The organism is Streptomyces sp. NPDC046303 (assembly GCF_055588085.1).
In genome coordinates this window covers 22622-47183 of record NZ_JBVJFA010000021.1, presented here as the reverse complement: position 1 = coordinate 47183, position 24562 = coordinate 22622, and the positions used below count along the sequence as shown (strand labels likewise).

The following is a 24562-nucleotide window of genomic DNA, read 5'->3' as shown; positions in this document are numbered from 1 at the left end:
GCGCCCAAAACTACCGGCGCTAGTTTGTAGGGTGTCCGCGAGGTCTGGTCTACGCGCTCGTGCGTGCTCGGGAGGAATGCCATGAAGGCCCACGACGGGATGTACATCGGCGGCGCCTGGCGGCCCGCCGCCGGACGCGACCGCATCGAGGTGGTCAACCCGGCCGACGAGACGGTCATCGGTGCGGTTCCGGCCGGTTCCGCCGAGGACGTGGACGCCGCCGTACGCGCGGCCCGCGCCGCCTTCCCGGCCTGGGCGGCCACGGCTCCGGCCGAGCGGGCGGCGCTGATCGGCGCCCTGCGCGACGTGCTGGCCGCCCGCAAGAGCGAGATCGCCGAGACCATCACCGCGGAGCTCGGCTCCCCGCTCGGCTTCGCGGAGATGGTCCACGTCGGGGCGCCGCTCGCGGTGGCCTCCTCGTACGCCGAACTCGGCGCCTCGTACGCCTTCGAGCAGCGGCTCGGGAACTCCACCGTGCTGCTCGAACCGGTCGGTGTGGTCGGGGCCATCACGCCCTGGAACTATCCGCTGCACCAGGTCGTTGCCAAGGTGGCGCCCGCTCTCGCCGCCGGCTGCACCCTCGTCCTCAAGCCCGCCGAGGACACCCCGCTGACCGCACAGCTCTTCGCCGAAGCCGTGCACGAGGCGGGCATCCCGGCCGGAGTCTTCAACCTGGTGACCGGAACCGGTCCGGTCGCCGGGCAGGCCCTGGCCGCGCACGAGGGAGTCGACCTCGTCTCCTTCACCGGCTCGACCGCCGTCGGCAAGCAGATCGGCGCCACCGCCGGCGCCGCCGTCAAGCGGGTCGCCCTCGAGCTGGGCGGAAAATCGGCCAACGTCATCCTGCCCGGCGCCGACCTGGCCAAGGCCGTCGCCACCGGCGTCGGCCACGTCATGAACAACACCGGCCAGAGCTGCAACGCGCTCACGCGCATGCTCGTCCACCGGGACCAGTACGAGGAGGCCGTCGCCCTCGCGGCCGCCGCCGTCGCCGCGTACCCCACCGGCGACCCCACCGACCCGGCCACCCGCCTGGGCCCGGTCATCAACGCCAAGCAGCACCAGCGCGTGCGCGGGTACATCGCCAAGGGTGTCGAGGAAGGCGCTCGCCTCGTCGCCGGCGGCGCCGACGCACCGCACGAGCGCGGGTACTTCGTCGCGCCCACCGTCTTCGCCGACGTCACGCCCGACATGACCATCGCCCAGGAGGAGATCTTCGGCCCCGTGCTGTCGATCCTCGCCTACGAGGACGAGGAGGACGCGCTGCGCATCGCCAACGGCACCGTCTACGGCCTGGGCGGCGCGGTCTGGGCGGCGGACGAGGAGACGGCCGTGGCCTTCGCCCGCCGGATGGACACCGGGCAGGTGGACATCAACGGCGGCCGCTTCAACGTGCTCGCGCCCTTCGGCGGCTACAAGCAGTCGGGCGTCGGCCGGGAGCTGGGCCCGCACGGCCTGGCGGAGTACCTCCAGACCAAGTCCCTGCAGTTCTGAGCTGTCCCGCCCGTTCTGAGCCGCCGCCCGATTCGGAGAAGACGACCATGGTCCGCGCCGCCATCCTGCCCGCCGTCGGAGCCCCGCTGGAGATACGGGAGATCGTGCTGCCCGATCCCGGCCCCGGGCAGGTCAGGGTCCGGCTCACCGCAGCCGGGGTCTGTCACTCCGACCTCTCCCTCACCAACGGCACCATGCGGGTGCCCGTGCCCGCCGTCCTCGGCCACGAGGGCGCGGGTACGGTCCTCGCCGTCGGGGAGGGCGTGACCCACGTCGCGCCCGGCGACGGGGTAGTGCTCAACTGGGCGCCGTCCTGCGGCCGGTGCCCCGCCTGCTCCATCGGCGAGGTCTGGCTCTGCGCGCAGGCGCTCACGGGCGTCGGGGCCGTCTACGCGCACGACGCGCAGGGCACCGAGCTGCACCCGGGGCTGAACGTGGCCGCGTTCGCCGAGGAGACCGTCGTCGCGGCCAACTGCGTACTGCCCGCGCCCGCCGGGATTCCGCTCGCCGAGGCCGCCCTGCTCGGCTGCGCGGTCCTCACCGGCTACGGCGCCGTCCACCACAGCGCCCAGGTACGCCCGGGCGAGTCGGTGGCCGTGTTCGGCGTGGGCGGGGTCGGCCTGGCCGCGCTCCAGGCCGCCCGGATCGCCCAGGCGGGCCCCCTCGTGGCCGTCGACGTCTCCCCGGCCAAGGAGGAGCTGGCGCGGGCGGCGGGAGCCACCGAGTTCGTGCTCGCCTCCGACGCCACCCCCAAGGAGATACGCGCCCTGACCGGCGGTCAGGGCGCGGACGTCGCCGTCGAATGCGTGGGCCGGGCGGAGTCCATCCGCGCGGCCTGGGAGTCCACCCGGCGCGGCGGCCGCACGACGGTGGTCGGCATCGGCGGAAAGGACCAGCAGGTCACCTTCCACGCGCTGGAGATCTTCCACTTCGCCCGCACCCTCACCGGCTGCGTCTACGGCAACAGCGACCCCGCCCGTGACCTCCCGGTGATCGCCGAGCACGTCCGGGCGGGCCGCCTCGACCTCGGCTCCCTCGTCACCGACCGGATCACCCTCGACGGCATCCCGGCCGCGTTCGACGCCATGCTGGCGGGCAAGGGCGGCCGCTCGCTGGTCGTCTTCTAGCCCAAAGGCGGGGCCGGGGTTCCGCGGACCCCCGGCCCCGCGGAGGCCGGCGGCCGGTCAAGGCCGGTCCGCCGGCCAGGGCCCGGCCAGGGCCCGGCCTGGGTCCGGCCAGGGTCCGGTCAGGGGCCGGCGTTCCCGCGCGACAGCGCCTCGTATTGGAGGGCCAGCCCGTCCAGGAGGGCCGCCAGGCCCGTCTCGAAGGCTCCCTCGTCCACCTCCTGCCGGTGCTCGGCCAGCAGGTGGGCCTGACCCAGGTGGGGGTAGTCCGCCGGGTCGTACGCCGTCTCGTCGTCCACGAAGCCCCGCGCGAACGAGGCCATCGCCGAGCCCAGGATGAAGTAGCGCATCAGCGCGCCGATCCGGGTCGCCTGCGCCGGCGGCCAGCCCGCCTCCGTCATCGCGCCGAAGACCGCGTCCGCCAGCCGCAGGCCCGCCGGGCGGCGGCCAGGGCCCCGCGCCAGCACTGGGACGATGTTCGGATGGTCGGACAGAGCATCCCGGTACGAATGGGCCCAGGCGTACAAGGCGCCCCGCCAGTCCGGGCGGCAGGCCTCGAACATCGACAAGTCGACCCGCGCGCTCACCGCGTCCGCCACCGCGTCCAGGATCTCGTCCTTCGTGCGGAAGTGGTTGTACAGGGACGGCCCGCTGACCCCGAGCGCGGCCGCCAGCCGCCGCGTCGACACCGCCTCCAGCCCCTCCGCGTCCACCAGCGCACCCGCCGCCTCGACGATGCGGTCTCTGCTGAGGAGGGGCTTGCGCGGTCTGGCCATGCGCCACATAGTAGGGCCTGCCCGCCATAAACTACCGGTGCTAGTTAACGGCCCGGACGAGACGCCCGGAGGTGCCCGGTGAACCTGGAGCTGAGCGAGGAGCAGAGCGCCGTACGCCGGCTCGCCCGCGAGTTCACCGAGCGCGAGGTGGTCCCGTACGCCGCCGCGTGGGACCGCGCCGAGAGCGTGGACCGGGGCATCGTGAAGAAGCTCGGCGCGCTCGGCTTCCTCGGCCTGACCGTCCCCGAGGAGTACGGCGGCTCCGGCGGCGACCACCTCGCGTACGCCCTGGTCACCGAGGAGCTCGGCCGTGGCGACTCCGCCGTGCGCGGCATCGTCTCCGTCTCCCTCGGCCTGGTCGCCAAGACCATCGCGGCCTGGGGGACCGAGGAGCAGAAGCACGCCTGGCTGCCCCGCCTGTGCTCGGGGGACGCGCTCGGCTGCTTCGGCCTGACCGAACCCGGCACCGGCTCCGACGCCGGCAGCCTCACCACCCGCGCCGTGCGCGAGGGGGACGCGTACGTCCTCAGCGGCAGCAAGATGTTCATCACCAACGGCACCTGGGCCGATGTGGTGCTGCTGTTCGCCCGCACCGGCGACGAGCCCGGCCACCGCGGGGTGTCCGCCTTCCTCGTCCCCACCGACACCCCCGGCCTCACCCGCCGGGAGATCCACGGAAAGCTCGGCCTGCGCGGCCAGGCCACCGCCGAGCTCGCCCTCGACGCGGTCCGCGTCCCCGCCTCCGCCCTGCTCGGCCCCGAGGGCAAGGGCTTCTCGGTCGCCATGTCCGCGCTGGCCAAGGGTCGGATGTCGGTCGCCGCCGGCTGCGTCGGCATCGCCCAGGCGGCCCTGGACGCGGCCGTCTCGTACGCCGCCCAGCGCGAGCAGTTCGGCAAGCCGATCGCCCGCCACCAGCTGGTCCAGGAGCTGATCGCCGACATCTCGGTCGACGTGGACGCCGCCCGCCTGCTGACCTGGCGGGTGGCGGACCTCATCGACCGCGGGCAGCCCTTCGCCACCGAGTCGTCCACCGCGAAGCTCTTCGCCTCCGAGGCCGCCGTCCGCGCCGCGAGCAACGCCCTCCAGGTGCACGGCGGTTACGGATACATCGACGAGTACCCGGCCGGGAAGCTGCTCCGCGACGCCCGCGTGATGACTCTCTACGAGGGCACCAGCCAGATCCAGAAGCTGCTCATCGGCCGGGCCCGCACGGGCGTCTCCGCCTTCTGAGTACGCGCATGAGTACCCGCGCGGATGCGGGCCCCGCCGCACCCGCCGGATGCTGTGGCCATGAACGAGACACCGGTCAAGCAGCAGAACACGGGGGCCTACTACGGCCAGGCCGTCGCCTCCTTCGGCGTGGCGCTGAGCGCGGTGGCCCTCGGCATCTACAACCTCGACGCGGACGCGTGGGTGCGGGCCTTCCTCGGCATCGCCGTCCTCTACCTGACCACCTCCGCCTTCACGCTCGCCAAGGTGATCCGCGACCGGCAGGAGGCGGGCCAGATCGTCAGCAGGGTCGACCAGGCCAGAATGGAGAAGATCCTGGCCGAGTACGACCCCTACCAGCCGAAGCCCTAAGCGCTTGCTCACCCTCCGGTAGGGTGTTCACTTCCACACGGTGAAGAGGGTGAGTGAGCGATGGACAGCGCGGCGGAAACGGTCGACGGCTACCAGCCGTGGTCCGAGGTCACGCCCGACGCCGCGCGGCGGCTGCTCGTCGCCGCCGTCGAGGCCTTCGCGGAGCGCGGATACCACGCGACCACCACACGTGACATCGCGGGCCGCGCCGGGATGAGCCCGGCCGCGCTCTACATCCACTACAAGACCAAGGAAGAGCTGCTCCACCGGATCAGCCGGATCGGCCACGACAAGGCACTGGAGATCCTGACCACCGCGGCCGAGGGCCCGGGCAGCGCCGCCGAGCGGCTCGACGCCGCCGTACGGTCCTTCGTACGGTGGCACGCCGCGCACCACACCACCGCGCGCGTGGTCCAGTACGAGCTCGACGCTCTCGCTCCGGAGCACCGCTCCGAAATCGTGGCACTGCGCCGCCAGAGCGACGCCGCCGTGCGCCGCATCCTCGCCGAGGGCGTCGAGGCGGGCGAGTTCGCCGTCCCCGACGTGCCCGGCACCACCCTCGCCGTGCTGTCGCTCTGCATCGACGTGGCCCGCTGGTTCAGCGCCTCCGGCCGCCGCACGCCCGACGAGGTCGGGGCGCTCTACGCCGACCTCGTACTCCGCATGGTGGGCGCGCGGCCCCGCCCGTAGGCCGCAAGCGGCTCGGAAGCGGCAGCGGCTCAGAAGTAGTAGCGGGACACCGACTCCGCCACGCACACCGGCTTGTCGCCGCCCTCGCGCTCCACCGTGACCGTGGCCGCGACCTGTACGCCGCCCCCAGCCTCCGTGACCTCCGTGATCACGGCGGTCGCGCGGAGCCGCGATCCGACCGGCACCGGCGCCGGGAAGCGCACCTTGTCCAAGCCGTAGTTGATGCCCATCTTCATGCCCTCGACCCGCATGATCCGGGGGACCAGGCTCGGCAGCAGGGACAGGGTCAGATAGCCGTGCGCGATCGTGGAGCCGAAGGGTCCGCTCGCCGCCCGCTCCGGGTCCACGTGGATCCACTGGTGGTCGCCGGTGGCGTCCGCGAAGAGGTCGATCCGCTTCTGGTCCACCTCCAGCCACCCGCTGGGCCCGAGCGGCTCGCCCGTCCCGGCGCGCAGCTCCTCGGCGGACGTGAAGATCCTCGGCTCGGCCATGCCCTGCTCCTGCCTCTCACTCACGGATTGCGCCGGGGCGAACAAGCGCTTGCTCAGCATGCTGGGACCGTATGTGTATGTCAACGGACCGCCGACTACCCTCGACCGGGTGCCGCAGATTCCCGAGAAAATCCACGAACTCACCGTCGGCCAGCTGTCCGCCCGCAGCGGAGCCGCCGTCTCAGCGCTCCACTTCTACGAGTCCAAGGGCCTCATCAGCAGCCGCCGCACCTCCGGAAACCAGCGCCGCTACACCCGCGACGCGCTGCGCCGGGTGGCCTTCGTGCGGGCCGCCCAGCGCGTGGGCATCCCGCTCGCCAGCATCCGCGACGCCCTCGCCCAACTCCCCGAGGAGCGCACGCCCACCCGCGAGGACTGGGCCCGCCTCTCCGAGGCCTGGCGCGCCGAGCTCGACCACCGGATCAGCCAACTCGGGCGGCTGCGCGACCATCTGACGGACTGCATCGGCTGCGGCTGCCTCTCCCTGGAGAACTGCGCGCTGTCCAACCCGGACGACGTCTTCGGCGAACGGCTCACCGGCTCGCGGCTCTAGGCCGTCCAGACGAGTGCCGCGCCGGCCGTTCCCTGCTGCTCCCAGACCGCTGCTCCCGGACCGCCGCGAGCTCTTCCCGGGCCGCCGCCACCAGTTCGGCGTTCGACCGCGCGGGCCGCCCGTCCGGCAGGTGCAGCACATCGCCGACGCCGGTCCGCGCGCCCGTACCGCACCGCGCGGCCAGCCGCAGCACCGGCCAGGCGGCGGCCTCCCGCCCGTACAGCACCAGCGCCACCGGCGGCAGCCCGCGCAGCCCGGCCACCAGCGCCGGATCGGCCGCGGCGAGCTCCACCGCGAGCCGCACCCGTCCGGGCGAGCGCACCGGCCAGGCCAGGAACCGGGCCATCGGCTCCGGTCCGGCCGCTCCGCCCAGCGGAACCACCACGTCCACCGCGACCCCGCGCGCCAGCAGCGCCTCCGCCAACACCGCGGCCCCCGGCTCCGCGAACCGCACCTCCGCCCGGTCCGGCAGCACGGTCCAGGACCGGACCCGCTCCAGCCGCCCCGCCGGATCGGGCTCGCCGTCCACGCTCACCGGCACCGACAGCGGTACGGAGACCCCCGTGCCCCGCAGCGCGTCCAGCACCGGCCCGACCACCCGCGGCGACAGGCTCTGCCGGCCGCACGGGGTCCGCGGACTCACCAGTACCTCCCCGGCCCCCGCGGCCACCGCGGCCGACGCCGCCTCCGCCAGGTCCCGGGGCGACATCGGCACGGCCGCCCCGTCCGAGGCGCTCCGGGCGCCGTTCAGCGACACCCCCGGCGCGGGCGGCGCGGACACGCGCCGCGCCGGGGGCCTCATGCCGCCCCCGCCGTCGGGGTGTCCGCCAGCGCCGGTCTCGGCACCACGATCCCGCAGCCCCCGCACACCGGACCGTCCCAGGCCCAAGCCCCCTCCCAGGAACCGACCGCGGGCACGGCCGACCACCGCAGCTCCTCCTCCCCGCAGACCGGGCACGCCGTGCCCGGCTCCGACTCCAGCGCCTTCACCAGCCGCCGCAGCACCTCTCCGAGGGCCCCCTCCGGCCGCACCCCGGGATCCGCGCACCGCACCACCGCGTCCCCGCTCCCGCCCCACGCCCACTCCGGACGGCGCAGCCCGTGGTGCTTCTCCCGCCGTCGCCGCTCCGCGAACTGGCGCTCGTACTCCAGCCAGACCGCCCGCGCGTCCTCCAGCTCCTCCAGCGCGGCGACCAGCCGCAAGGGGTCGGCCCCCCGGTCCTCGGGGGCGATCCCGTGCCGGTCGCACAGGTGCCACCACGTGGCCCGGTGCCCGTACGGAGCGAACCGCTCCAGGCAGCGGCGCAGCGAATGGCGCCGCAGGGCCCGGTCGTTGCGCGCGTCGCGTACTTGGTAGGCCAGACTCCGGAATCCCGCCATCGCACTTTCACCTCCACCGATGTGCCCAACATGCCCTGCGGGTGGCGGGCGCATGCGGGGGCGGTCGAGGCGTGCGGGTGGCACATGGCCGGAACTCAGCGCCCCATGCGCCCCGCGGCCACCACGAGCCGGGCCAGCTCCTCGTGGCAGATGTCGCTGTGCGCCCCCGAGGGAGCGCCGCCGCGCCGCACCACCGAGCCCGCGTCCACGCTGACGCAGCCCGCGGCGGGCACCCCCTCCCGCAGGGCGGCGTCCAGGGTCAGCCGGGGCGCACCGGGTACGGCCTGCACCCCGTCGTGCCCGATCGCGCCCCAGCGGTCGCCGAGGCCCAGCAGTCCGGCCGAATCGCCCGCCATCCGGGAGGCCAGCGGGTAGAACACCCGCAGGGAGGTGTCGTGCGGGGAATGGCAGGCCACCACCGGTCCGTCGACCCTGCGCTGCAGGCCGCCCAGGGCGCCGCCGCGGCTCCCGTCGTGCGGCAGCCGCTGCGAGAACGCGTAGTGGGAGAAGGCCCCCTGGAGCAGGGTCAGGGAGGCCACGTGCCGGGCGCCGTCCGGTACGGCGCGCAGCGCGAACGACACCAGCCGCGCCCCGAAGCTGTGCCCGACCAGATGGATCCGCAGGCCCGGCCGCCGGGCCGCCAGGTCGCCCAGGACCGGTCCGAGGCCGCGCTCGCCGACCACACCGGCCCGCTTCTTCATCTTGTAGTACGTCGCTTGCCGCAGCAGCTCCTTCGCGCCGTTCCACAACGGGCGCAGCCCGCCGCCGAACGCGAGGCCCCGTCCGGGCGAGTCTCCTGGCGGCGCGCCCGCCTCGGCCAGCGCGTCGGTCAGGGCCCGGCAGACCTCCAGCACGTCCTCCGCGAACACGGCGGGTACGGGCTCGGCCGACGGCATGCCGGCCGCGGCAACGCCGTCCACCACGTCCACGCCCGCGAGTTCCCGTACGAGTGCCCCGAACTCGATGAAGGCGGCCTCCGACTCCGGCCGCTCCTCCAGCAGTTCGGCCACCCGGTCCAGCTCCGCCTGCCGCCCCGGCCAGAACTCCCCGAGCGCCTGCCGGGTCCCGGGATCGAGCGCCGTCCCGAAGCCGGACTCCGCGAGCGCGGCCGGCTCGTCGAAGTCCGGTATCGGCTCGTCGGAGAAGCGCATCGAGGGCCATACGACGCCCACGTACCCCAGCCGCACCCCCGGCCCGACCAGCCCCGGGAAGGGGGCGAAGAACCGGTCGTAGAGCCGGGTCGCCGTGGACCGGTCGCTGTTCCAGCCGTGCGCGAAGACCAGCAGGTCCGTGGCATCGATCCGGGCCACCGCCGCCAGCGTGCCGCGGTCCACGTCCCCCTCGGAGTCGAAGGTCAGCTCCGCGTACGGCCCGACCCCGATCCCCAACCCGGCCGCGGCCGCGGCCGTCACGCCAACCCCGGCTGCAACCCCGACCCCGACCCCTGCCCCGGCCCCGATCCCGGCTCCGCTGTCCGTCATGTCACGTCCCCCTCCACGCGTGCGCCCGGTGGATCCAGGATCCTGCGGGTCCGCCCACCCGGCCAGACCCCGGACGCCACCGGCTCACGCGTAGAGCAAGTACTCCGCGCGCACCGCCTCGAACCGGGCCAGGCCCGCCGCCCAGTCACCGGCGATCTCGTCCACTCCGGCCCCGGCGTCCACCAGCTTCCGCACCCGGTCCGAGCCCGTCAGCTTGTCGATCCAGTGGTCCGTGCGCCAGGCGAAGCCGCTCCACGACCGGCGGGCCGTGACCAGCAGCCCGATCCCGGCCCGTACCGGATCGAAGGCCTCCCGGTCGTGCACGATCAGCCGGACACCGCCGCAGACCTTCCCGGCGTGTTTGGAGAAGGACGGCGTGAAGTACGCCTCCCGGAACCAGACCCCCGGCAGGTCCAGCAGGTTCGCCGCCTCCGCCCACCGCCGGTCGACGCCCTCCGCGCCCAGCACCTCGAAGGGCGTGGTCGTCCCGCGGCCTTCGGACAGGTTCGTCCCCTCGAACAGGCAGGTGCCGGCGTACGCGAGGGCCGTGTCCGGGGTCGGCATGTTCGGGCTGGGCGGCACCCAGGGCAGCCCGGTCCCGCCGAAGAACGCGTCCCGCCGCCACCCGGTCATGGCCACCGTCCGCAGCCTGACTGATTTTTCAGGCAGCCGGGACAGGAACTCCCCGTTGAAGAGCAGGGCCAGCTCGGCCGCCGTCATCCCGTGCGCCAGCGCGATCGGTTCCCGGCCCACGAAGCTCGCGTACGGCCGCTCCAGCACCGGCCCCGCGGCCCGCCGGCCGCCCACCGGGTTGGGCCGGTCCAGCACCACCACCGCCTTTCCGGCGAGGGCGGCCGCGCGCATGCAGTCGTAGAGCGTCCAGATGTAGGTGTAGAAGCGTGCCCCGACGTCCTGGATGTCGAAGACGACGGTGTCGATCCCGGCCGCCGTGAACACGTCCGCGAGCCGCTGCCCGCTCTTGTCGTACGTGTCGTACACCGGCAGCCCCGTCGCCGGATCCCGGGAGGCCCCCTCGGAGCCGCCCGCCTGCGCCGTCCCGCGGAACCCGTGCTCAGGGCCGAACACCGCGACCAGGTCCACCCGGTCGTCCGCGTGCAGTACGTCGACCAGGTGGCGGGCGTCGGCGGTGATCCCGGTCGGGTTGGTGACCACGCCGACCTTCTGCCCGGCGAGGGCGGCGTACCCGTCCGCGGCGAGGCACTCGAAGCCGGTCCGCACCCGCCCCGTCCGCGGAGCGGCCGCCGCGCCGGCCGGGCGGTCCGGCCCCGCGGCCCCGGCGGCCGCCGCGCCGCCGGCAGCGCCCACCGCCCCTGCCGCCCCGATGGCCCCCGCCAGTCCCAGCACCCCGCGTCGCGAGAGAGTCATCCCGCCACGCTAGGGCGCGACCCCCTTCCGTCCCGACATACCGACTGGTTAGTCTGCCCACGATCCCGCAGCCGTCCGTCCCCCGAAAGGTGATCCCCGTGAGCGCGTACGCGTACCAGGACCAGCGAGTCGTCGTCACCGGAGCGGGCGGCGGGATCGGCGCCGCCCTCGCCCACCGCTTCGCCGCCGAGGGCGCCACGGTCGTCGTCAACGACCTCGACCCGGCCAGGGCCGCCGCCGTGGCGGGCGCGATCGGCGCCCGCGCGATCTCCGTCCCCGGCGACGCGTCGGCGATCGTGGCCGAGGCCCGGGAGGCCCTCGGCGGCGGCATCGACGTCTACTGCGCCAATGCCGGACTGGCCTCCGGCGGCGACGCGTTCGCCGACGAGGCCGTCTGGGAGGCGGCCTGGGACACCAACGTCATGGCCCACGTCCGCGCGGCCCGGCTGCTCCTGCCGGACTGGCTGGAGCGGGGGAGCGGCCGCTTCGTGTCCACCGTCTCCGCCGCCGGACTCCTGACCATGATCGGAGCGGCGCCGTACAGTGTCACCAAGCACGGTGCGCTCGCCTTCGCCGAATGGCTCTCGCTGACCTACCGCCACCGCGGTGTCCAGGTCCACGCCATCTGCCCGCAAGGGGTGCGCACCGACATGCTGACGGCCGCGGGATCGGCGGGTGAGCTCGTCCTCGCACCGACCGCGATCGAGCCGGAGGCGGTCGCTGACGCACTGTTCGACGGCATGGAGAAGGGCCGGTTCTTGATCCTCCCGCACCCCGAGGTCGCGGATTTCTATGCCGCGCGCGCCACCGACCCGGACCGCTGGCTGAGCGGCATGAACCACCTCCAACGGAAATGGGAGACCCCGTGAGCTCCCCGTACGCCGCCCAGCCCTGGCTGGCGCTGCTCAGCCCGGCCCAGCGGGCGCCCGTCGCCCCGCCGCCGACCGTGCTGCACGCCTTCCGCGCGGCCGTGGCCCGGGCCCCCGAGCGCACCGCGCTCGCCTACTTCGACGGCCGCACCGGCTACGCCGAGGCCGACGCGCTGTCCGACTCGGTCGCCGGCCACCTCGCAGCGCACGGCATCCGCCGCGGGGACCGGGTCGCCGTCATGCTGCAGAACACCCCGCACTTCGTGCTGTCGGTCCTCGCCGCCTGGAAGGCCGGGGCCGTCGTCGTCCCGCTCAACCCCATGTACAAGGCCGGCGAGGTCGGGCACATCCTGCGCGACTCCGGGGCCACCGCCCTGGTCTGCGACGGCGGGGCGTGGGAGGCGTACCTCCGCGAGGCCGTCGGGGGCACGGCCGTACGGACCGTCCTGACCGCCCGGGACCTGGACTTCCAGACCCGCAACGACCCCAGGGTCTTCGGCCGGCCGGGGCCGTCCGAGGCGGCGGAACCGGGCGATCCCGCCAGGCGCACCCGCGCGACTGCCCGGGACCCGCAGTCCGTGCTGGACCTGCGGCCCACGGCGGACCCGCAGCCCACCGCGGACCCGCAGCCCGCCCCGGGCCCGCAGCCCGCCCCGGGCCCGCAGCCCACCGCGGGCCCGCAGCCCGCCCCGGGCCCGCAGCCCGCCCCGGGCCCGCAGTCCGCCCCCGGCCCGTCGGCCGCGGACCCGGCCGATCTCGCCACCGTGGCCCGCCAGGGCCACCCCGCGCCGCCCGACCCGCACCTCACCCACACCGACACCGCCCTCATCAGCTACACCTCCGGCACCAGCGGCACCCCCAAGGGCGCCCTGAACCCCCACGGCGCCCTCACCTACAACGCCGTGCGCCAGGTCACCGCCCACCCCCTCCCCGAGGGCGCCACCTACTTCGCCCTCGCGCCCCTCTTCCACATCACCGGCATGGTCTGCGAGCTCAGCGCCTGCTTCGCCAACGCCGGCACCCTCGTCCTCGCCCACCGCTTCGACGCCGCGGTCGTGCTCGACGCCTTCCTGGAGCACCGCCCCGCCTACACCATCGGCCCGGCCACCGCCTTCATGGCCCTGGCCGCCCACCCGGAGGTCACCCGCGACCACTTCGCCTCGTTCCGGGTGATCTCCTCCGGCGGAGCCCCGCTGCCGCCCGCGCTCGTCGAACGGCTGCGCGGCGCCTTCGGCTTCTACCTGCGCAACGGCTACGGCCTCACCGAGTGCACCGCCCCCTGCGCCAGCGTCCCCCCGCACCTCGAAGCCCCCGTCGACCCGGCCACCGGCACGCTCTCCGTGGGAGTCCCGGGCGCCGACACCGTCGTCCGGATCCTCGACGAGCAGGGCGCCGAGGTGCCCCTGGGCGAGACCGGCGAGATAGCCGTCCGGGGCCCGCAGGTCGTGCCGGGCTACTGGGGCCTGCCCGCCGAAACCGCCCGGGCCTTTCCGGACGGCGAACTGCGCACCGGGGACGTCGGTTTCATGGACGCGGACGGCTGGCTCTACGTCGTCGACCGCAAGAAGGACATGATCAGCGCCTCCGGCTTCAAGGTGTGGCCGCGCGAGGTCGAGGACGTGCTCTACACCCATCCGGCGGTCCGCGAGGCGGCCGTGGTCGGCGTCCCCGACCCCTACCGCGGGGAGAGCGTGAAGGCGTACGTCAGCCTCCGTCCCGGCGCCCACGCGGAGCCGGCCGAGCTGTCCGCCTACTGCGCCGAGCGCATCGCCGCCTACAAGTACCCCCGCCACGTGGAGATCCTGCCTGTCCTGCCGAAGACCACCAGTGGCAAGATCCTGCGACGGGAACTGCGCGACCGCGGCTGAAAACAGTCGGATGGTCGTACAGCTGGAATGGAAGGAAGGTCGGCGCCATGGCTGCCAGGACCACGGAACCCGACGGCACGCACGAGGCCCCGGTGCCGCAGCGGCTGCTGGCCGTCGCCACCCGGCTGTTCGCCGAGCGCGGCTACGACCGCACCTCCGTACAGGAGATCGTCGAGGCGGCCGGGGTCACCAAGGGTGCGCTCTACCACTACTTCGGGTCCAAGGACGACCTGCTGCACGAGGTGTACGCGCGCATGCTGCGCCGGCAGCAGCAGCGGCTCGACGCGGTGGCCGGATCCGACGCGCCCGTCGAGGACCGTCTGCGGGCGGCCGCCGCCGACGTGGTGGTCACCACCATCGAGAACCTCGACGACGCGATGATCTTCTTCCGGTCGATGCACCAGCTCAGCCCGGAGAAGTTCAAGCAGGTGCGGGCGGAGCGCCGGCGCTACCACGAGCGCTTCCGGGCGCTGATCGAAGAGGGCCAGCGCACCGGCGTGTTCTCCGACGCCACCCCCGCCGACCTGGTGGTCGACTACCACTTCGGCTCCGTGCACCACCTGTCGACCTGGTACCGCGCGGACGGGCCGCTCACCCCGCAGCAGGTCGCCGATCACCTCGCCGACCTGCTGCTGCGCGCACTGCGTCCCTGAGCCCGGCCCGGGGGCGGGACCGAAAGCCCCCGGGCACCAGCGCTACATGTACTTCTTCAGCTCGCGCCGTGCCAGCGACCGCTGGTGCACCTCGTCCGGCCCGTCCGCCAGCCGCAGCGTCCGCGCGGCGGCCCACAGTTCGGCGAGCGGGAGGTCCTGGCTCACCCCGCCCGCGCCGTGCAGCTGCACCGCGTCGTCCAGGATCCGCACCACCGCCCGCGGGGTCGCGATCTTGATGGCCTGGATCTCGGTGTGCGCGCCCCGGTTCCCGACGGTGTCCATCAGCCAGGCCGTCTTCAGCACCAGCAGCCGCAACTGCTCCACCGTCACCCGGGCGTCCGCGATCCAGTTCTGTACGACGCCCTGCGCGGCCAGCGGCTTGCCGAAGGCCGTACGCTCCACGGCGCGCCGGCACATCAGCTCGATCGCCCGCTCCGCCATGCCGATCAGCCGCATGCAGTGGTGGATGCGGCCCGGGCCGAGCCGCGCCTGGGCAATGGCGAAGCCGGTGCCCTCCGCGCCGATCAGGTTCGCCGCCGGGACCCGCGCCCCGTCGAAGACCACCTCCGCGTGCCCGCCGTGATCGTGGTCCTCGTACCCGTACACCGTCATGGCCCGGCGGACCTCGACCCCCGGGGTGTCGCGCGGCACCAGGACCATCGACTGCTGGCGGCGCGGATCGGCGCCCTCCGGGTCGGTCTTGCCCATCACGATGAAGATCTTGCAGTCCGGGTTCATCGCCCCGGAGATGAACCACTTGCGCCCGGTGACCACGTACTCGTCGCCCGCGCGCTCGATCCGCGTCTCGATGTTGGTCGCGTCCGAGGACGCCACCTCCGGCTCGGTCATCGCGAACGCGGAGCGGATCTCCCCGGCCAGCAGCGGCTCCAGCCACTGCTTCTTGTGCTCCTCGCCGCCGAACTGGGCGAGCAGCTCCATGTTCCCGGTGTCCGGGGCCGCGCAGTTGGTCGCCATCGGGGCCAGGTGCGGGCTGCGGCCGGTGATCTCGGCGAGCGGGGCGTACTGGAGGTTGGTCAGCCCGGCGCCGTACCCGGAGTCCGGAAGGAAGAGGTTCCACAGGCCCTGGCGGCGTGCCTCGGCCTTCAGTTCACCGAAGACGGCCGGGGTGTCCCAGGGCGAGGCCAGCCGCGCGCGCTGCTCGGCGGCGACGGGCTCCGCCGGGTAGACGTACTCCTCCATGAACGCGAGGAGCCGCTCGCGGAGTTCCTCGGTCCGGGCGTCGAATGCGAAGTCCATGGGTTGCTGCCTCAGCCTTCGTGGCGGTTCTGAAAGGTGTGGGGGGCCCGGAGGGTGCTCAGACCGTGCTCGATGAAGACCGGGACCAGCTCGCCGATCCGGTCGAAGCCCGCGCCGACGGTCTGCCCGAGCGTGTAGCGGTAGTGGATCCCCTCGAGGATCACCGCGAGCTTGAACCAGGCGAACGCCGTGTACCAGGCGATCGCACCGGTGTCCCGGCCGGAACGGGCCGCGTACCGTTCGACCAGCTCGGCGGGCGTCGGATGTCCCGGAGCCCCGCTGGTGGTGCTGACCGGAGATTCGGTCAGACCCAGGTCCGAGCTGTACATCACCAGCAGCCCGAGATCGGTCAGCGGATCGCCCAGCGTGGACATCTCCCAGTCCAGCACCGCCCGAATCTGGTCGTCCGGGCCGCCGATCAGCACGTTGTCGAGCCGGAAGTCCCCGTGCACCACGGTCGGCGCGGGGGAGCCGGGCAGCGTCCGCCCGAGCGTGAGGTGCAGCTCCTCGATCCCGGCGAGTTCCCGCCCCCGGGAAGCCGCGAGCTGCTTGCCCCAGCGGCGCAGCTGCCGGTCCAGGAAGCCCTCGGGGCGGCCGAAGTCGCCCAGGCCGACGGCCGCCGGGTCCACCGCGTGCAGGTCGACCAGCGTGTCCACCAGGCCGAGCACCGCCCGCCGCGTGCGCTCGGGGCCGAGTGCGGCGAGCTCGCCCGCCGTGCGGTACGGCACCCCCTCCACGTACTCCATGACGTAGAAGGGCGCGCCGAGCACGGACTCGTCCTCGCACAGCAGCACCGGCTCGGGCACCGGTACGGCCGTCCCGTGCAGGGCCGCGATCACCCGGTGCTCGCGCCGCATGTCGTGCGCCGTGTCCAGGACGTGGCCGAGCGGGGGACGGCGCACCACCCAGCGGGCGGCGCCGTCGGTCACCTCGTACGTGAGGTTCGACCGGCCCCCTTCGATCAGCCGGCCGCTCAGCGCCCCGGCCGCGAGCCCGGGCCGCACGCTGTCGAGATGGCCGCGCAGCCGTTCCAGATCGAGGCCTCGCGGATCGTCCGGGGCTGGGGTCATGGGGGCACCTCCGTACGGAGTCAGACGGTGACGGTTCACGGTGTTCACTCGGAGGCCATCATGCCGACCAGTCGGTATGTAGTCCAGAGCGCAGCCCCGAGGAACTGCTCCCGCCGCGGAACTCAGGCGTGGCAGAGGATGGGCGTCCCGCCGTTCATCACCGTCATGTCCTTGAGCACCGCCAGGATGTCCAGGGCGGCGCCCTCCGGTTCCCCGGCCAGTTCGGCGTACGCCCGGTGCAGGTTCGCCACCAGCCGCTCGCTCTCCCGCCAGGCCGCGAACTCGCCGAGGTCGGCCCGGCGGGCGGTCTCCAGCGGGGTCAGCCCCTCCGCCCGCCCCTCCCGGGCCAGTCCGGCCACGAACCGGAGGTAGCGGTCGGTGGCCTCGTAGGCCGAGGCGTCGGTCAGCGGCCCGTGTCCCGGTACGACCGTCTCCGCGTCCAGGGAGCGCAGCAGCTCCAGCGCCCGCAGCGATCCGGCGAGGGAGCCCATCGCGAGGAAGGGCGTGCCCCCGGCGAAGACCAGGTCGCCCGTGAACACCACCCGCTGCCGGGGCAGCCACACGATCGAGTCGCCGGTGGTGTGCGCGACGCCGGGGTGGATGACCCGCACCTCCGTCTCGCCGGCGTACAGGGTCATCCGGTCGCTGTAGGTCAGGTCGGGCGCGGTGATCTCTATCGCGCCGAAGTCGGTCCCGGGCCAGATCAGCTCCAGCTGGTGCCCGGCGGCGAGCTGTTCGGCGCGCGCGTTGTCGTGCCCGAGGACCAGCGCCTCGGGTGTGAACACCCCGTTGCCGTAGGTGTGGTCGCCGTGGTGGTGGGTGTTCACGACGGTGCGGGGGAGCGGCACCCCGGCCGTCTTCACCGCCTCGCGCAGGGCCAGGGCCCGCCGCTCGGTGGCGGCGGTGTCGACGAGCAGGGTCCGGCCGCCGTCGCTGACGAAGCCGGCGTTGTTGAGGCACCAGCCGCCGTCCGGCTGGACGTACGCGTACACCCCCGGTGCGGGCTGGACGAGGTACGGCTTGTCGACGGTCATCGGCGTCTCCCCGGATCGCTGTGACGGGCGGTCGGCATCCTGCCAGCCGTCGCGGCTCCGGGGGAGGGCGGGTGCCGCTCCTGAGTGGATTTTCAGTCAGTGGCCGTCATGGGCCGTGTGCCCGTCAGTGGCCGTCAGTGGTCGTCGTAGTGCCCGTCGTGCTCGGCGTGCCGGTGTCCGTCGTGTACGTAGTCCACGTGGTCCCCGTGCCGGACCGCCGCGTGCCCGCAGTCCGAGCCGTGCACGTGGCTGTGGCCGTCGTGGGTCGTGTGCCCGCTGCTCTCGCACTCGTCCCAGTGCCCGGAGTGCTCCCGGTGGAGGTGCCCGTCGTGCGCGTAGTCGACGTGGTCGCCGTGCGCGACGGCCTGGTGCCCGCAGTCGGGGCCGTGGGTGTGCGCGTGCGTGGGGTGTTCCAGGTGCTGAGTGGTCATGGCGCCGAGGCTAGTGCGGATCATCCCGGATCGCCCGTTCTGTCCCGTCGGTGTCCGGGTGGCGCGCAGAAGCCGGACCATCCGACCATCGGCTCAGATGATCACGGCCATCGCGAAGACCGCCAGCGCCGTCGTGCAGGCCACCACCGCCAGGGCCGCGCGCGGCGGGAGCGCCGGCGGCCGGCCCGCCGCCAGTGCCCGGATCCGCCGGTGCGCCACCCCCAGGAAGACCAGCCAGACCAGAGCGGCCACGGCGGCCCCGGCCAGCTCCAGCGGCCGCCCGGACCCGCGCAGCGCCTGCCGCAGCGCCAGCACCGCCACCACCGCCGAGGCCAGCGTCGTACGCCGCCACGCGAGCCGGGTCCGTTCGGGCTGGAGTCCCGCGTCGCGCACCTCGTCGTCCCGGGACGGGCTCACCGCCCCGACGTCCAGCCCAGCGCCACGACCACCACCATCGCCACGGCGACCAGCCCGACCCCCAGGCTCAGCACCACCGGGAACCGTGACATCGGCAGGTCCCCGCCCCGCCGCATCGCCCGCTCGCACCGCACCCAGTGGTTGACCGCCCGCAGCGCACACGCCGCGCCCACCGCGAGCAGCGCGAAGGCCATCCCGACCCGCACCCCCCACCGCAGGTCCGGCAGGAACTGGTCGACGGCGAAACCCCCGCCCACCAGGGCCAGCGCGGTCCGGATCCAGGCGAGGAAGGTCCGCTCGTTGGCCAGCGAGAAGCGGTAGTCGGGGGTCTCGCCCTCGTCCTGGAGGCCCTGCGGCGCGAACCAGAGACGGACGTCTTTGACGAAGTCGATCACAGGGGCAATCTACGGCGGAACTCCCGCAGCCGCCGGTACGCCTCCAGCCCGTCCGGCACCCAGGCCCACTCCCCGCCGGCGACGCGCCGGTCCAGTTCCTCCGAGGAGAGGTAGGTGTGCCAGTCCACCTCGGACTCCTGCGGAGCCACCGGCAGCTCGCACCGCACCTCGTGCACGTACGACCACCAGGCCCCGCCCGGCCCCTCGTAGAGGAACTTGAACAGCGGCACCGGCTGCGGCAGCCCGCTCACGCCCAGTTCCTCCTCGGCCTCCCGCAGCGCGGCCCGCGCGTAGCCCTCCCCGGCGCCCAGGACCCCGCCCACGAACATGTCGTAGTACGAGGGGAACACCAGCTTCGACGCCGTGCGCCGGTGGACGAAGATCCGCCCCTGCGCGTCCGCGGCCTGCACGAACACGCAGCGGTGGAGCAGCCCCCGCGCGTACACCTCGCCCCGCGGAGCCTGCCCCACGACCCGGTCCTCGCGGTCCACCACGTCCAGTACTTCATCAGCGGCACTCACCCGTCCATCCAACCACCGCTGTTGACTGGTTACCGCTCCGTAGCCAAGGATCTGCCCCACCACCGACGGAGGACGGGTATACGCATGACGTACGACGCAGACGTGATCGTGATCGGGGCCGGGCTGGCCGGGCTCGCCGCCACCGCCGAACTCGTCGACGCGGGCCGCAAGGTCATCCTGCTCGACCAGGAGCCCGAGCAGTCAATCGGCGGCCAGGCCCACTGGTCCTTCGGCGGGCTGTTCCTCGTGGACTCGCCCGAGCAGCGCCGGATGCGGATCAAGGACAGCCGCGACCTCGCCCTCCAGGACTGGCTGGGCACCGCCGGTTTCGACCGCGCGGAGGACGGCTGGCCGCGCCGCTGGGCCGAGGCGTACGTGGACTTCGCCGCCGGGGAGAAGCGCCCCTGGCTGCACGCGCAGGGTGTCCGCTTCTTCCCGGTGGTCGGCTGGGCCGAGCGCGGCGGCTACGACGCCGAGGGCCACGGCAACTCCGTCCCCCGCTTCCACATCACCTGGGGCACCGGCCCCGGCCTGGTCGAACCCTTCGAGCGCCGGGTCCGGGCCGGGGTGGCCCGCGGCCTGGTCCAGCTGAGGTTCCGCCACCGCGTGACCGGGCTCTCCCGCACCGCGGGCGCGGTGGACACCGTGACCGGCGAGGTCCTGGAGCCCTCCGACGCCGTACGGGGCGCCGCGAGCAGCCGCGGGACCACCGGGGCCTTCTCCCTGCGGGCCCAGGCCGTGATCGTGACCAGCGGCGGCATCGGCGGCAACCACGACCTCGTGCGCGCGCAGTGGCCCGCCCGGCTCGGCACCCCGCCCGAGCGGATGCTCTCCGGGGTCCCCGCGCACGTGGACGGCCTGATGCTCGGGATCGCCGAGGAGGCGGGCGCCAGCCACATCAACAAGGACCGGATGTGGCACTACACCGAGGGCATCCAGAACTGGGACCCGATCTGGTCCCGGCACGGCATCCGCATCCTGCCCGGCCCCTCCTCGCTCTGGCTGGACGCGAAGGGCCGGCGGCTGCCCGTACCGCTCTTCCCGGGCTTCGACACCCTCGGCACCCTCGACCACATCATGAAGACCGGTCACGACCACACCTGGTTCGTCCTCAACCAGCGCATCATCGGCAAGGAGTTCGCCCTCTCCGGCTCCGAGCAGAACCCGGACCTCACCGGCAAGTCGGTCCGCGACGTCATCAACCGCGCCCGCCAGGCCGTCCCCGCACCGGTCAAGGCCTTCATGGACAACGGCGCCGACTTCGTCGTCGAGCGGGACCTGTCCGCCCTGGTGCGCGGGATGAACGCCGTCACCAAGGAAGACCTGATCGACGAGGCCGAACTGCGCCGCGTGATCACCGCCCGGGACCGGGAGATCGCCAACCCGTTCAGCAAGGACCTCCAGGTGACGGCCATCCACGGGGCCCGCAAGTACCTCGGCGACAAGCTCATCCGCACGGCCGCACCGCACCGGATCCTGGACGCCGGGGCCGGGCCGCTGATCGCGGTACGGCTGTCGATCCTGACCCGCAAGTCCCTGGGCGGCCTGGAGACCGACCTCTCCTCGCGCGTCCTGGCGACGGACGGCGAACCGCTGCCCGGCGTCTACGCGGCGGGCGAGGCGGCCGGCTTCGGCGGCGGCGGGGTGCACGGCTACCGGGCCCTGGAGGGCACCTTCCTGGGCGGCTGCCTCTTCTCGGGCCGGGCGGCGGGGCGGGCCGCGGCGAAGGCGGTCGGCTGACCCCGCCCCCCGTCTCAGTCCAGCCGCTCGACGATCCGGAACCGCTCCGCCACCACCGGAGTGTCGTCGTCCACCGTGAACCCCGGATCGCCGAGCAGCTCGCGCAGTTCGGGCCCGTGCCAGAACCTCTCGTGGGAGGAGCGCCATTCGGCCACGGACGCGTACCCCTCACCCTCGGCCAGCGCGTGCTCCAGGTCCACCTCGCCGAGCCGCAGCACCCGTACGTCCGTCACCTCGAGGACGGCCACCGGACGTTCGGCGGAATCCAGCAGGGCCGTCCGCTGCCCCGCCACGGGCAGCGGCTCGTCCTCCGCCTCGTACCCCGCGAGCAGCCCCGTCGTGGTGGTCTTCGCCCCGCTCAGCACGGCCGCAACCAGCCGGTCGCGCAGCGGCCCGGGGAAGCCCAGCAGGTACGGGGGAAGAGCGTCGTACGTCGTCATGGCCCGAGCCTAACCGGCGCGGCGAACCCCGCCCCGAACCGGCACAACCCCCCAACTCACACCATCATCACAGCAGTTGAAACCCGCCACGCAGTGGACTGGACCTTGACTCGGAGCTGTGCGTACCGCTTTGCTGTCAGTGATCACCGGTTCGCTCACCGGCAGGATCCGCACACCACACGGCCGCACCACCCCCGTGCATCATGCACGTTTTCCGGCCACCGCTCGTCAGCACCCCCGTCCGACCGCGCCCTGGAGGGAAACCCGCGGATGTCCCCGCCTCCGCCGCCCCTCGGCCGCGCCCGCAAGCGGGACGCCCAGCTCTTCGACCCCGCCCTCTGCGACGCCGAACTCGTCGACGTCCGCACCCAGTTCACCCAGGGGCGATGGGCCAAGGCCAGGTCCCTCCTGGTCGGCACCGGCGACGACTGGGACCGCCGCGGCCACCGCATCGTCGTCCTCGCCGAAACCCCCGCAGCCACCGCCTGGGCCCGCGAATGGCTGCTCGCCGAACCCGAGAGCGCCGACGCCGCCACCCTCCTCGCCTGCGCCGCCGTCTTCACCGCCCTGCGCCGCAAGGGCACCCCGGCCGCGGCCGAGGACGCCTGCCGCCGGGCCGCCGCCCTGCTCCCCGCCGACCCCACCCCCTGGCTCGCCCTGCTCCTCCTCTCCCGCGCCTTCGGCACCGAGGAGGAGTTCAGCCGCCACTTCGACCAGGTCCGGGCCCGGCACCGCGAACACCACCACGCCCACCACCTGATGGTCGCCCGGCTGGCCGAGCGCACCCCCGCCGCCGGCCACGACCCGCTCCACGAGGTCTACGACTTCGCCGCTTGGGCCGCCGAGGAGTCCCCGGCCGACTCCCCGCTCGCCGTGCTCCCCGTCATCGCGCACGCCGAGCGCTACCGGGTGCTCGCCGCCAGCCACGGGCACACCTTCGGCAACGCCGCCCAGCACTGGTCCGGCCGCCGCGCCCGCCAGGTGCTGCGCTCCGCCTTCGACTGGTGGCTGGAGTGGGAACGCGAAGACCACCCCCGCAACCGTGTCGACCTCAACTTCCTCGCCCACGCCAAGCTCTGCGAGGGCCGCCCCGCCGAGGCCGCCGCCCTGTTCCACCGGATCGGCAGCCACGCCACCCCCGCCCCGTGGTCCTACCCGGACCTCGACCCGCACAAGGCCTTCCTCGCCGCGCGCCGCGCCGCGCTCGGCACCGCCTGACCGCGGGCCGCACCCCGACCACCCCGGGCCGGCCCCGGACCCCCACGGCCGACCCCCCGGACGACCCCCAGCCCACACGAAAGGACGGACCCGCCATGCCGACGGGCAGATCCACCACGCTCCAGGACCCGGCCGAGATCCGCACGTACAAGGGCCAGGACCGGGCCCTGCGCGCCGACCGCCTGGGCACCGCAGGCCTGCTGCTCTCCGTACTCGCCGCCAGCGCGCCCCTGATGGTGGTCGCCGGTGTGATGCCCACCACCTTCGGCGTCATGGGCATCATGGGCCAGCCGCTGCTCTTCGTCATCCTCGGCATCGTCCTCGCGCTCTTCAGCATCGGCTACGCCGAGATGAGCCGGCACGTCCACAACGCCGGCGCCTTCTACGCCTACATCGCGCGCGGCCTCGGCCCCACCGCGGGCGCCGGAGCCTCCCTGGTCGCCCTCGTCGCGTACAGCGCCATGCAGGTCGGCGTCTACGGCATCCTCGGCTTCGAGATATCCGGCCTCTTCGCCACCTATCTCGAGATCGAACTCGCCTGGTGGATCCCGGCGCTGCTCGCCGTCGCCGCCACCGGCGCCCTCGGCTGGCTGAAGATCGACCTCAACGCCAAGGTCCTCGGCGTCCTGCTCCTCATCGAGTGCGCCCTCGTCGTCGTCTTCGACCTCGCCGCCCTCGGCAAGCCCGGCCCGGAAGGCCTCTCGCTCAGCGCCTTCAACCCCGAGGCCCTCACCGGACCCGGCCTCGGCACCGCCCTGTGCTTCTGCATCGCCGCCTTCGTCGGATTCGAGCAGTCCCCGGTGTACGCCGAGGAGACCAGCAAGCCGCACATCGTCGTGTCCCGGGTGATGTTCCTCGCCGTCGGCTTCGTCGCCCTGTTCTTCGCCCTGAGCGCCTGGGCCCTCACCGTCGCCACCGGCCCCGCCGAGGTGGTCAAGACCTCCGCCGAAGCCGGCCCCGGCCTGCTCTTCCAGCTCACCGAGGCACGCCTCGGCGCCACCTTCACCGACGTCCTGCACGTCCTCTTCGTGACCGGCATGTTCGCGGCCATGCTCAGCTTCCACAACGTGGTCGCCCGCTACGCCTTCGCCATGGGCCGCGAGGGCCTGCTCCCGGCCGTCTTCGGCCGGACCAGCTCGGGCACCGGCGCCCCCGCCACCGGCTCCCTCCTCCAGACCGGCATCGCCGCCCTCGTCGTGATCGCCTTCGCCGTCACCGACGACAAGCCCACCGGCGACCCGACCGCCCCCGTGCTCCACCTGTTCACCTGGATGGGCAGCGTCGGCGCCCTCGGCGTGACCCTCCTCATGGCCGCCGCCTCCTTCGCCGTCATCGCCTTCTTCGTCCGCCGCGGCACCGCCGGCGCTCAGATCTGGCGGCTCGTCGCGGCCGGCGCCGCCGGACTCGCCCTGCTCGCCATCGCCGTGTACACCGTCAAGGACTTCGGCGTCCTCGTCGGCGCCGCGCAGGGCTCCGCGCTCAGCTGGGTGCTGCCCGGCATCATCGGCGCCGCCGTCGTCACCGGGCTGCTCTACGGGACCTTCCTGCGCCGCAGCCGCCCCGAGGTGCACGCCCGCATCGGCCTGGGCAACGAGGCCTTCCGTCTCGACCAGGCGGCGGAAGCCACCGCCAGGAACTGACCCGGCACCTGGCTTTCCAGCCTCGACGAAGCCCCCGACGCCCCTTTCCAAGG

Annotated in this window: 26 protein-coding genes; 12 read left to right on the top strand and 14 right to left on the bottom strand. The window is 73.8% G+C overall.

Features of this window, described 5'->3' with window-relative positions:
• Positions 1-81 precede the first annotated feature (81 nt).
• Positions 82-1494 carry an aldehyde dehydrogenase family protein gene (locus ACZ6I1_RS22380; protein WP_469289757.1) on the top strand — a complete coding sequence of 471 codons (1413 nt, stop codon included), beginning with the start codon at positions 82-84 and terminating at the stop codon, positions 1492-1494.
• A 47-nt stretch (positions 1495-1541) separates the two neighbouring features.
• A complete protein-coding gene (locus ACZ6I1_RS22375; RefSeq protein WP_469289755.1) occupies positions 1542-2621 on the top strand; it encodes a Zn-dependent alcohol dehydrogenase in 1080 nt (359 codons plus the stop codon).
• Positions 2622-2740: 119 nt separating this feature from the next.
• Here ACZ6I1_RS22375 and ACZ6I1_RS22370 read toward each other — a convergent pair whose 3' ends face one another.
• Positions 2741-3394 carry a TetR/AcrR family transcriptional regulator gene (locus ACZ6I1_RS22370; RefSeq protein ID WP_469289753.1) on the bottom strand — a complete coding sequence of 218 codons (654 nt, stop codon included), beginning with the start codon at positions 3392-3394 and terminating at the stop codon, positions 2741-2743.
• A gap of 78 nt (positions 3395-3472) precedes the next feature.
• Here ACZ6I1_RS22370 and ACZ6I1_RS22365 point away from each other — a divergent pair, with 78 nt between their 5' ends.
• The 3 genes from ACZ6I1_RS22365 to ACZ6I1_RS22355 are packed head-to-tail and all read left to right on the top strand — an operon-like array spanning position 3473 to position 5665.
• Positions 3473-4624 (top strand): acyl-CoA dehydrogenase family protein, encoded by a 1152-nt coding sequence (locus ACZ6I1_RS22365; RefSeq protein WP_469289751.1) that lies wholly within the window; start codon positions 3473-3475, stop codon positions 4622-4624.
• A gap of 60 nt (positions 4625-4684) precedes the next feature.
• The gene (locus tag ACZ6I1_RS22360) at positions 4685-4975 is read left to right on the top strand and encodes a YiaA/YiaB family inner membrane protein (protein ID WP_469289749.1); all 291 of its coding nucleotides are present in this window, start codon (positions 4685-4687) and stop codon (positions 4973-4975) included.
• 60 nt (positions 4976-5035) lie between these two features.
• On the top strand, positions 5036-5665 hold the full coding sequence (locus ACZ6I1_RS22355; protein ID WP_469289747.1) for a TetR/AcrR family transcriptional regulator: 630 nt from the start codon (positions 5036-5038) through the stop codon (positions 5663-5665).
• A gap of 29 nt (positions 5666-5694) precedes the next feature.
• Here the strand turns inward: ACZ6I1_RS22355 and ACZ6I1_RS22350 are convergent, their stop codons facing one another.
• Positions 5695-6156, bottom strand: a complete 462-nt coding sequence (locus ACZ6I1_RS22350; RefSeq protein WP_469289745.1) for a MaoC family dehydratase — start codon at positions 6154-6156, stop codon at positions 5695-5697.
• Between the two features lie 109 nt (positions 6157-6265).
• On the opposite strand from ACZ6I1_RS22350, the gene soxR reads away from it, so the two are divergent.
• A complete protein-coding gene (soxR, locus tag ACZ6I1_RS22345; RefSeq protein WP_469289743.1) occupies positions 6266-6709 on the top strand; it encodes a redox-sensitive transcriptional activator SoxR in 444 nt (147 codons plus the stop codon).
• Here soxR and ACZ6I1_RS22340 read toward each other — a convergent pair.
• The 4 genes from ACZ6I1_RS22340 to ACZ6I1_RS22325 all read right to left on the bottom strand — a co-directional run bounded on the left by ACZ6I1_RS22340 (position 6690) and on the right by ACZ6I1_RS22325 (position 10956).
• Positions 6690-7490: a 3-keto-5-aminohexanoate cleavage protein gene (locus ACZ6I1_RS22340; RefSeq protein ID WP_469289741.1), complete on the bottom strand. Its 801-nt coding sequence runs from the start codon at positions 7488-7490 to the stop codon at positions 6690-6692. The genes soxR and ACZ6I1_RS22340 overlap by 20 nt on opposite strands.
• A gap of 17 nt (positions 7491-7507) precedes the next feature.
• The gene (locus ACZ6I1_RS22335) at positions 7508-8089 is read right to left on the bottom strand and encodes a hypothetical protein (protein ID WP_469289739.1); all 582 of its coding nucleotides are present in this window, start codon (positions 8087-8089) and stop codon (positions 7508-7510) included.
• Positions 8090-8184: 95 nt separating this feature from the next.
• On the bottom strand, positions 8185-9570 hold the full coding sequence (locus ACZ6I1_RS22330; RefSeq protein ID WP_469289737.1) for a serine-threonine protein kinase: 1386 nt from the start codon (positions 9568-9570) through the stop codon (positions 8185-8187).
• A gap of 84 nt (positions 9571-9654) precedes the next feature.
• Positions 9655-10956, bottom strand: coding sequence for an exo-beta-N-acetylmuramidase NamZ family protein (locus tag ACZ6I1_RS22325; protein ID WP_469289735.1), 1302 nt, complete (start codon positions 10954-10956; stop codon positions 9655-9657).
• A 98-nt stretch (positions 10957-11054) separates the two neighbouring features.
• Here ACZ6I1_RS22325 and ACZ6I1_RS22320 point away from each other — a divergent pair, with 98 nt between their 5' ends.
• The 3 genes from ACZ6I1_RS22320 to ACZ6I1_RS22310 are packed head-to-tail and all read left to right on the top strand — an operon-like array spanning position 11055 to position 14346.
• Positions 11055-11825 (top strand): SDR family oxidoreductase, encoded by a 771-nt coding sequence (locus ACZ6I1_RS22320; protein WP_469289733.1) that lies wholly within the window; start codon positions 11055-11057, stop codon positions 11823-11825.
• A complete protein-coding gene (locus ACZ6I1_RS22315) occupies positions 11810-13693 on the top strand; it encodes a class I adenylate-forming enzyme family protein (RefSeq protein WP_469289731.1) in 1884 nt (627 codons plus the stop codon). Before ACZ6I1_RS22320 ends, ACZ6I1_RS22315 begins: the two co-directional genes overlap by 16 nt.
• A gap of 47 nt (positions 13694-13740) precedes the next feature.
• Complete coding sequence (locus ACZ6I1_RS22310) at positions 13741-14346, top strand: TetR/AcrR family transcriptional regulator (protein WP_469289729.1); 606 nt, start codon at positions 13741-13743, stop codon at positions 14344-14346.
• Positions 14347-14388: 42 nt separating this feature from the next.
• Here the strand turns inward: ACZ6I1_RS22310 and ACZ6I1_RS22305 are convergent, their stop codons facing one another.
• The 7 genes from ACZ6I1_RS22305 to ACZ6I1_RS22275 all read right to left on the bottom strand — a co-directional run bounded on the left by ACZ6I1_RS22305 (position 14389) and on the right by ACZ6I1_RS22275 (position 19471).
• Positions 14389-15603, bottom strand: coding sequence for an acyl-CoA dehydrogenase family protein (locus tag ACZ6I1_RS22305; RefSeq protein ID WP_469289727.1), 1215 nt, complete (start codon positions 15601-15603; stop codon positions 14389-14391).
• Between the two features lie 11 nt (positions 15604-15614).
• Positions 15615-16673 (bottom strand): phosphotransferase family protein, encoded by a 1059-nt coding sequence (locus ACZ6I1_RS22300; RefSeq protein WP_469289725.1) that lies wholly within the window; start codon positions 16671-16673, stop codon positions 15615-15617.
• A gap of 122 nt (positions 16674-16795) precedes the next feature.
• Positions 16796-17707, bottom strand: a complete 912-nt coding sequence (locus ACZ6I1_RS22295) for an MBL fold metallo-hydrolase (RefSeq protein WP_469289723.1) — start codon at positions 17705-17707, stop codon at positions 16796-16798.
• A 134-nt stretch (positions 17708-17841) separates the two neighbouring features.
• The gene (locus ACZ6I1_RS22290) at positions 17842-18138 is read right to left on the bottom strand and encodes a hypothetical protein (protein ID WP_469289721.1); all 297 of its coding nucleotides are present in this window, start codon (positions 18136-18138) and stop codon (positions 17842-17844) included.
• Positions 18139-18231: 93 nt separating this feature from the next.
• Positions 18232-18555, bottom strand: a complete 324-nt coding sequence (locus ACZ6I1_RS22285) for a DUF202 domain-containing protein (protein WP_469289719.1) — start codon at positions 18553-18555, stop codon at positions 18232-18234.
• Positions 18552-18950, bottom strand: coding sequence for a YidH family protein (locus ACZ6I1_RS22280; RefSeq protein ID WP_469289718.1), 399 nt, complete (start codon positions 18948-18950; stop codon positions 18552-18554). The genes ACZ6I1_RS22285 and ACZ6I1_RS22280 overlap by 4 nt, the downstream gene beginning before the upstream one ends.
• Positions 18947-19471 (bottom strand): NUDIX hydrolase, encoded by a 525-nt coding sequence (locus ACZ6I1_RS22275; RefSeq protein ID WP_469289716.1) that lies wholly within the window; start codon positions 19469-19471, stop codon positions 18947-18949. Before ACZ6I1_RS22275 ends, ACZ6I1_RS22280 begins: the two co-directional genes overlap by 4 nt.
• A gap of 84 nt (positions 19472-19555) precedes the next feature.
• Between ACZ6I1_RS22275 and ACZ6I1_RS22270 the strand changes: the two genes are divergently transcribed.
• Positions 19556-21211, top strand: coding sequence for an FAD-binding dehydrogenase (locus ACZ6I1_RS22270; protein WP_469289715.1), 1656 nt, complete (start codon positions 19556-19558; stop codon positions 21209-21211).
• A 14-nt stretch (positions 21212-21225) separates the two neighbouring features.
• On the opposite strand, the gene ACZ6I1_RS22265 is transcribed toward ACZ6I1_RS22270, so the two are convergent.
• Complete coding sequence (locus ACZ6I1_RS22265; RefSeq protein WP_469289713.1) at positions 21226-21651, bottom strand: ASCH domain-containing protein; 426 nt, start codon at positions 21649-21651, stop codon at positions 21226-21228.
• A 270-nt stretch (positions 21652-21921) separates the two neighbouring features.
• On the opposite strand from ACZ6I1_RS22265, the gene ACZ6I1_RS22260 reads away from it, so the two are divergent.
• Together ACZ6I1_RS22260 and ACZ6I1_RS22255 are read left to right on the top strand one after the other, a co-directional pair.
• Positions 21922-22869: a hypothetical protein gene (locus tag ACZ6I1_RS22260; RefSeq protein ID WP_469289711.1), complete on the top strand. Its 948-nt coding sequence runs from the start codon at positions 21922-21924 to the stop codon at positions 22867-22869.
• A 95-nt stretch (positions 22870-22964) separates the two neighbouring features.
• The gene (locus ACZ6I1_RS22255) at positions 22965-24509 is read left to right on the top strand and encodes an APC family permease (protein WP_469289709.1); all 1545 of its coding nucleotides are present in this window, start codon (positions 22965-22967) and stop codon (positions 24507-24509) included.
• Positions 24510-24562 lie beyond the last annotated feature (53 nt).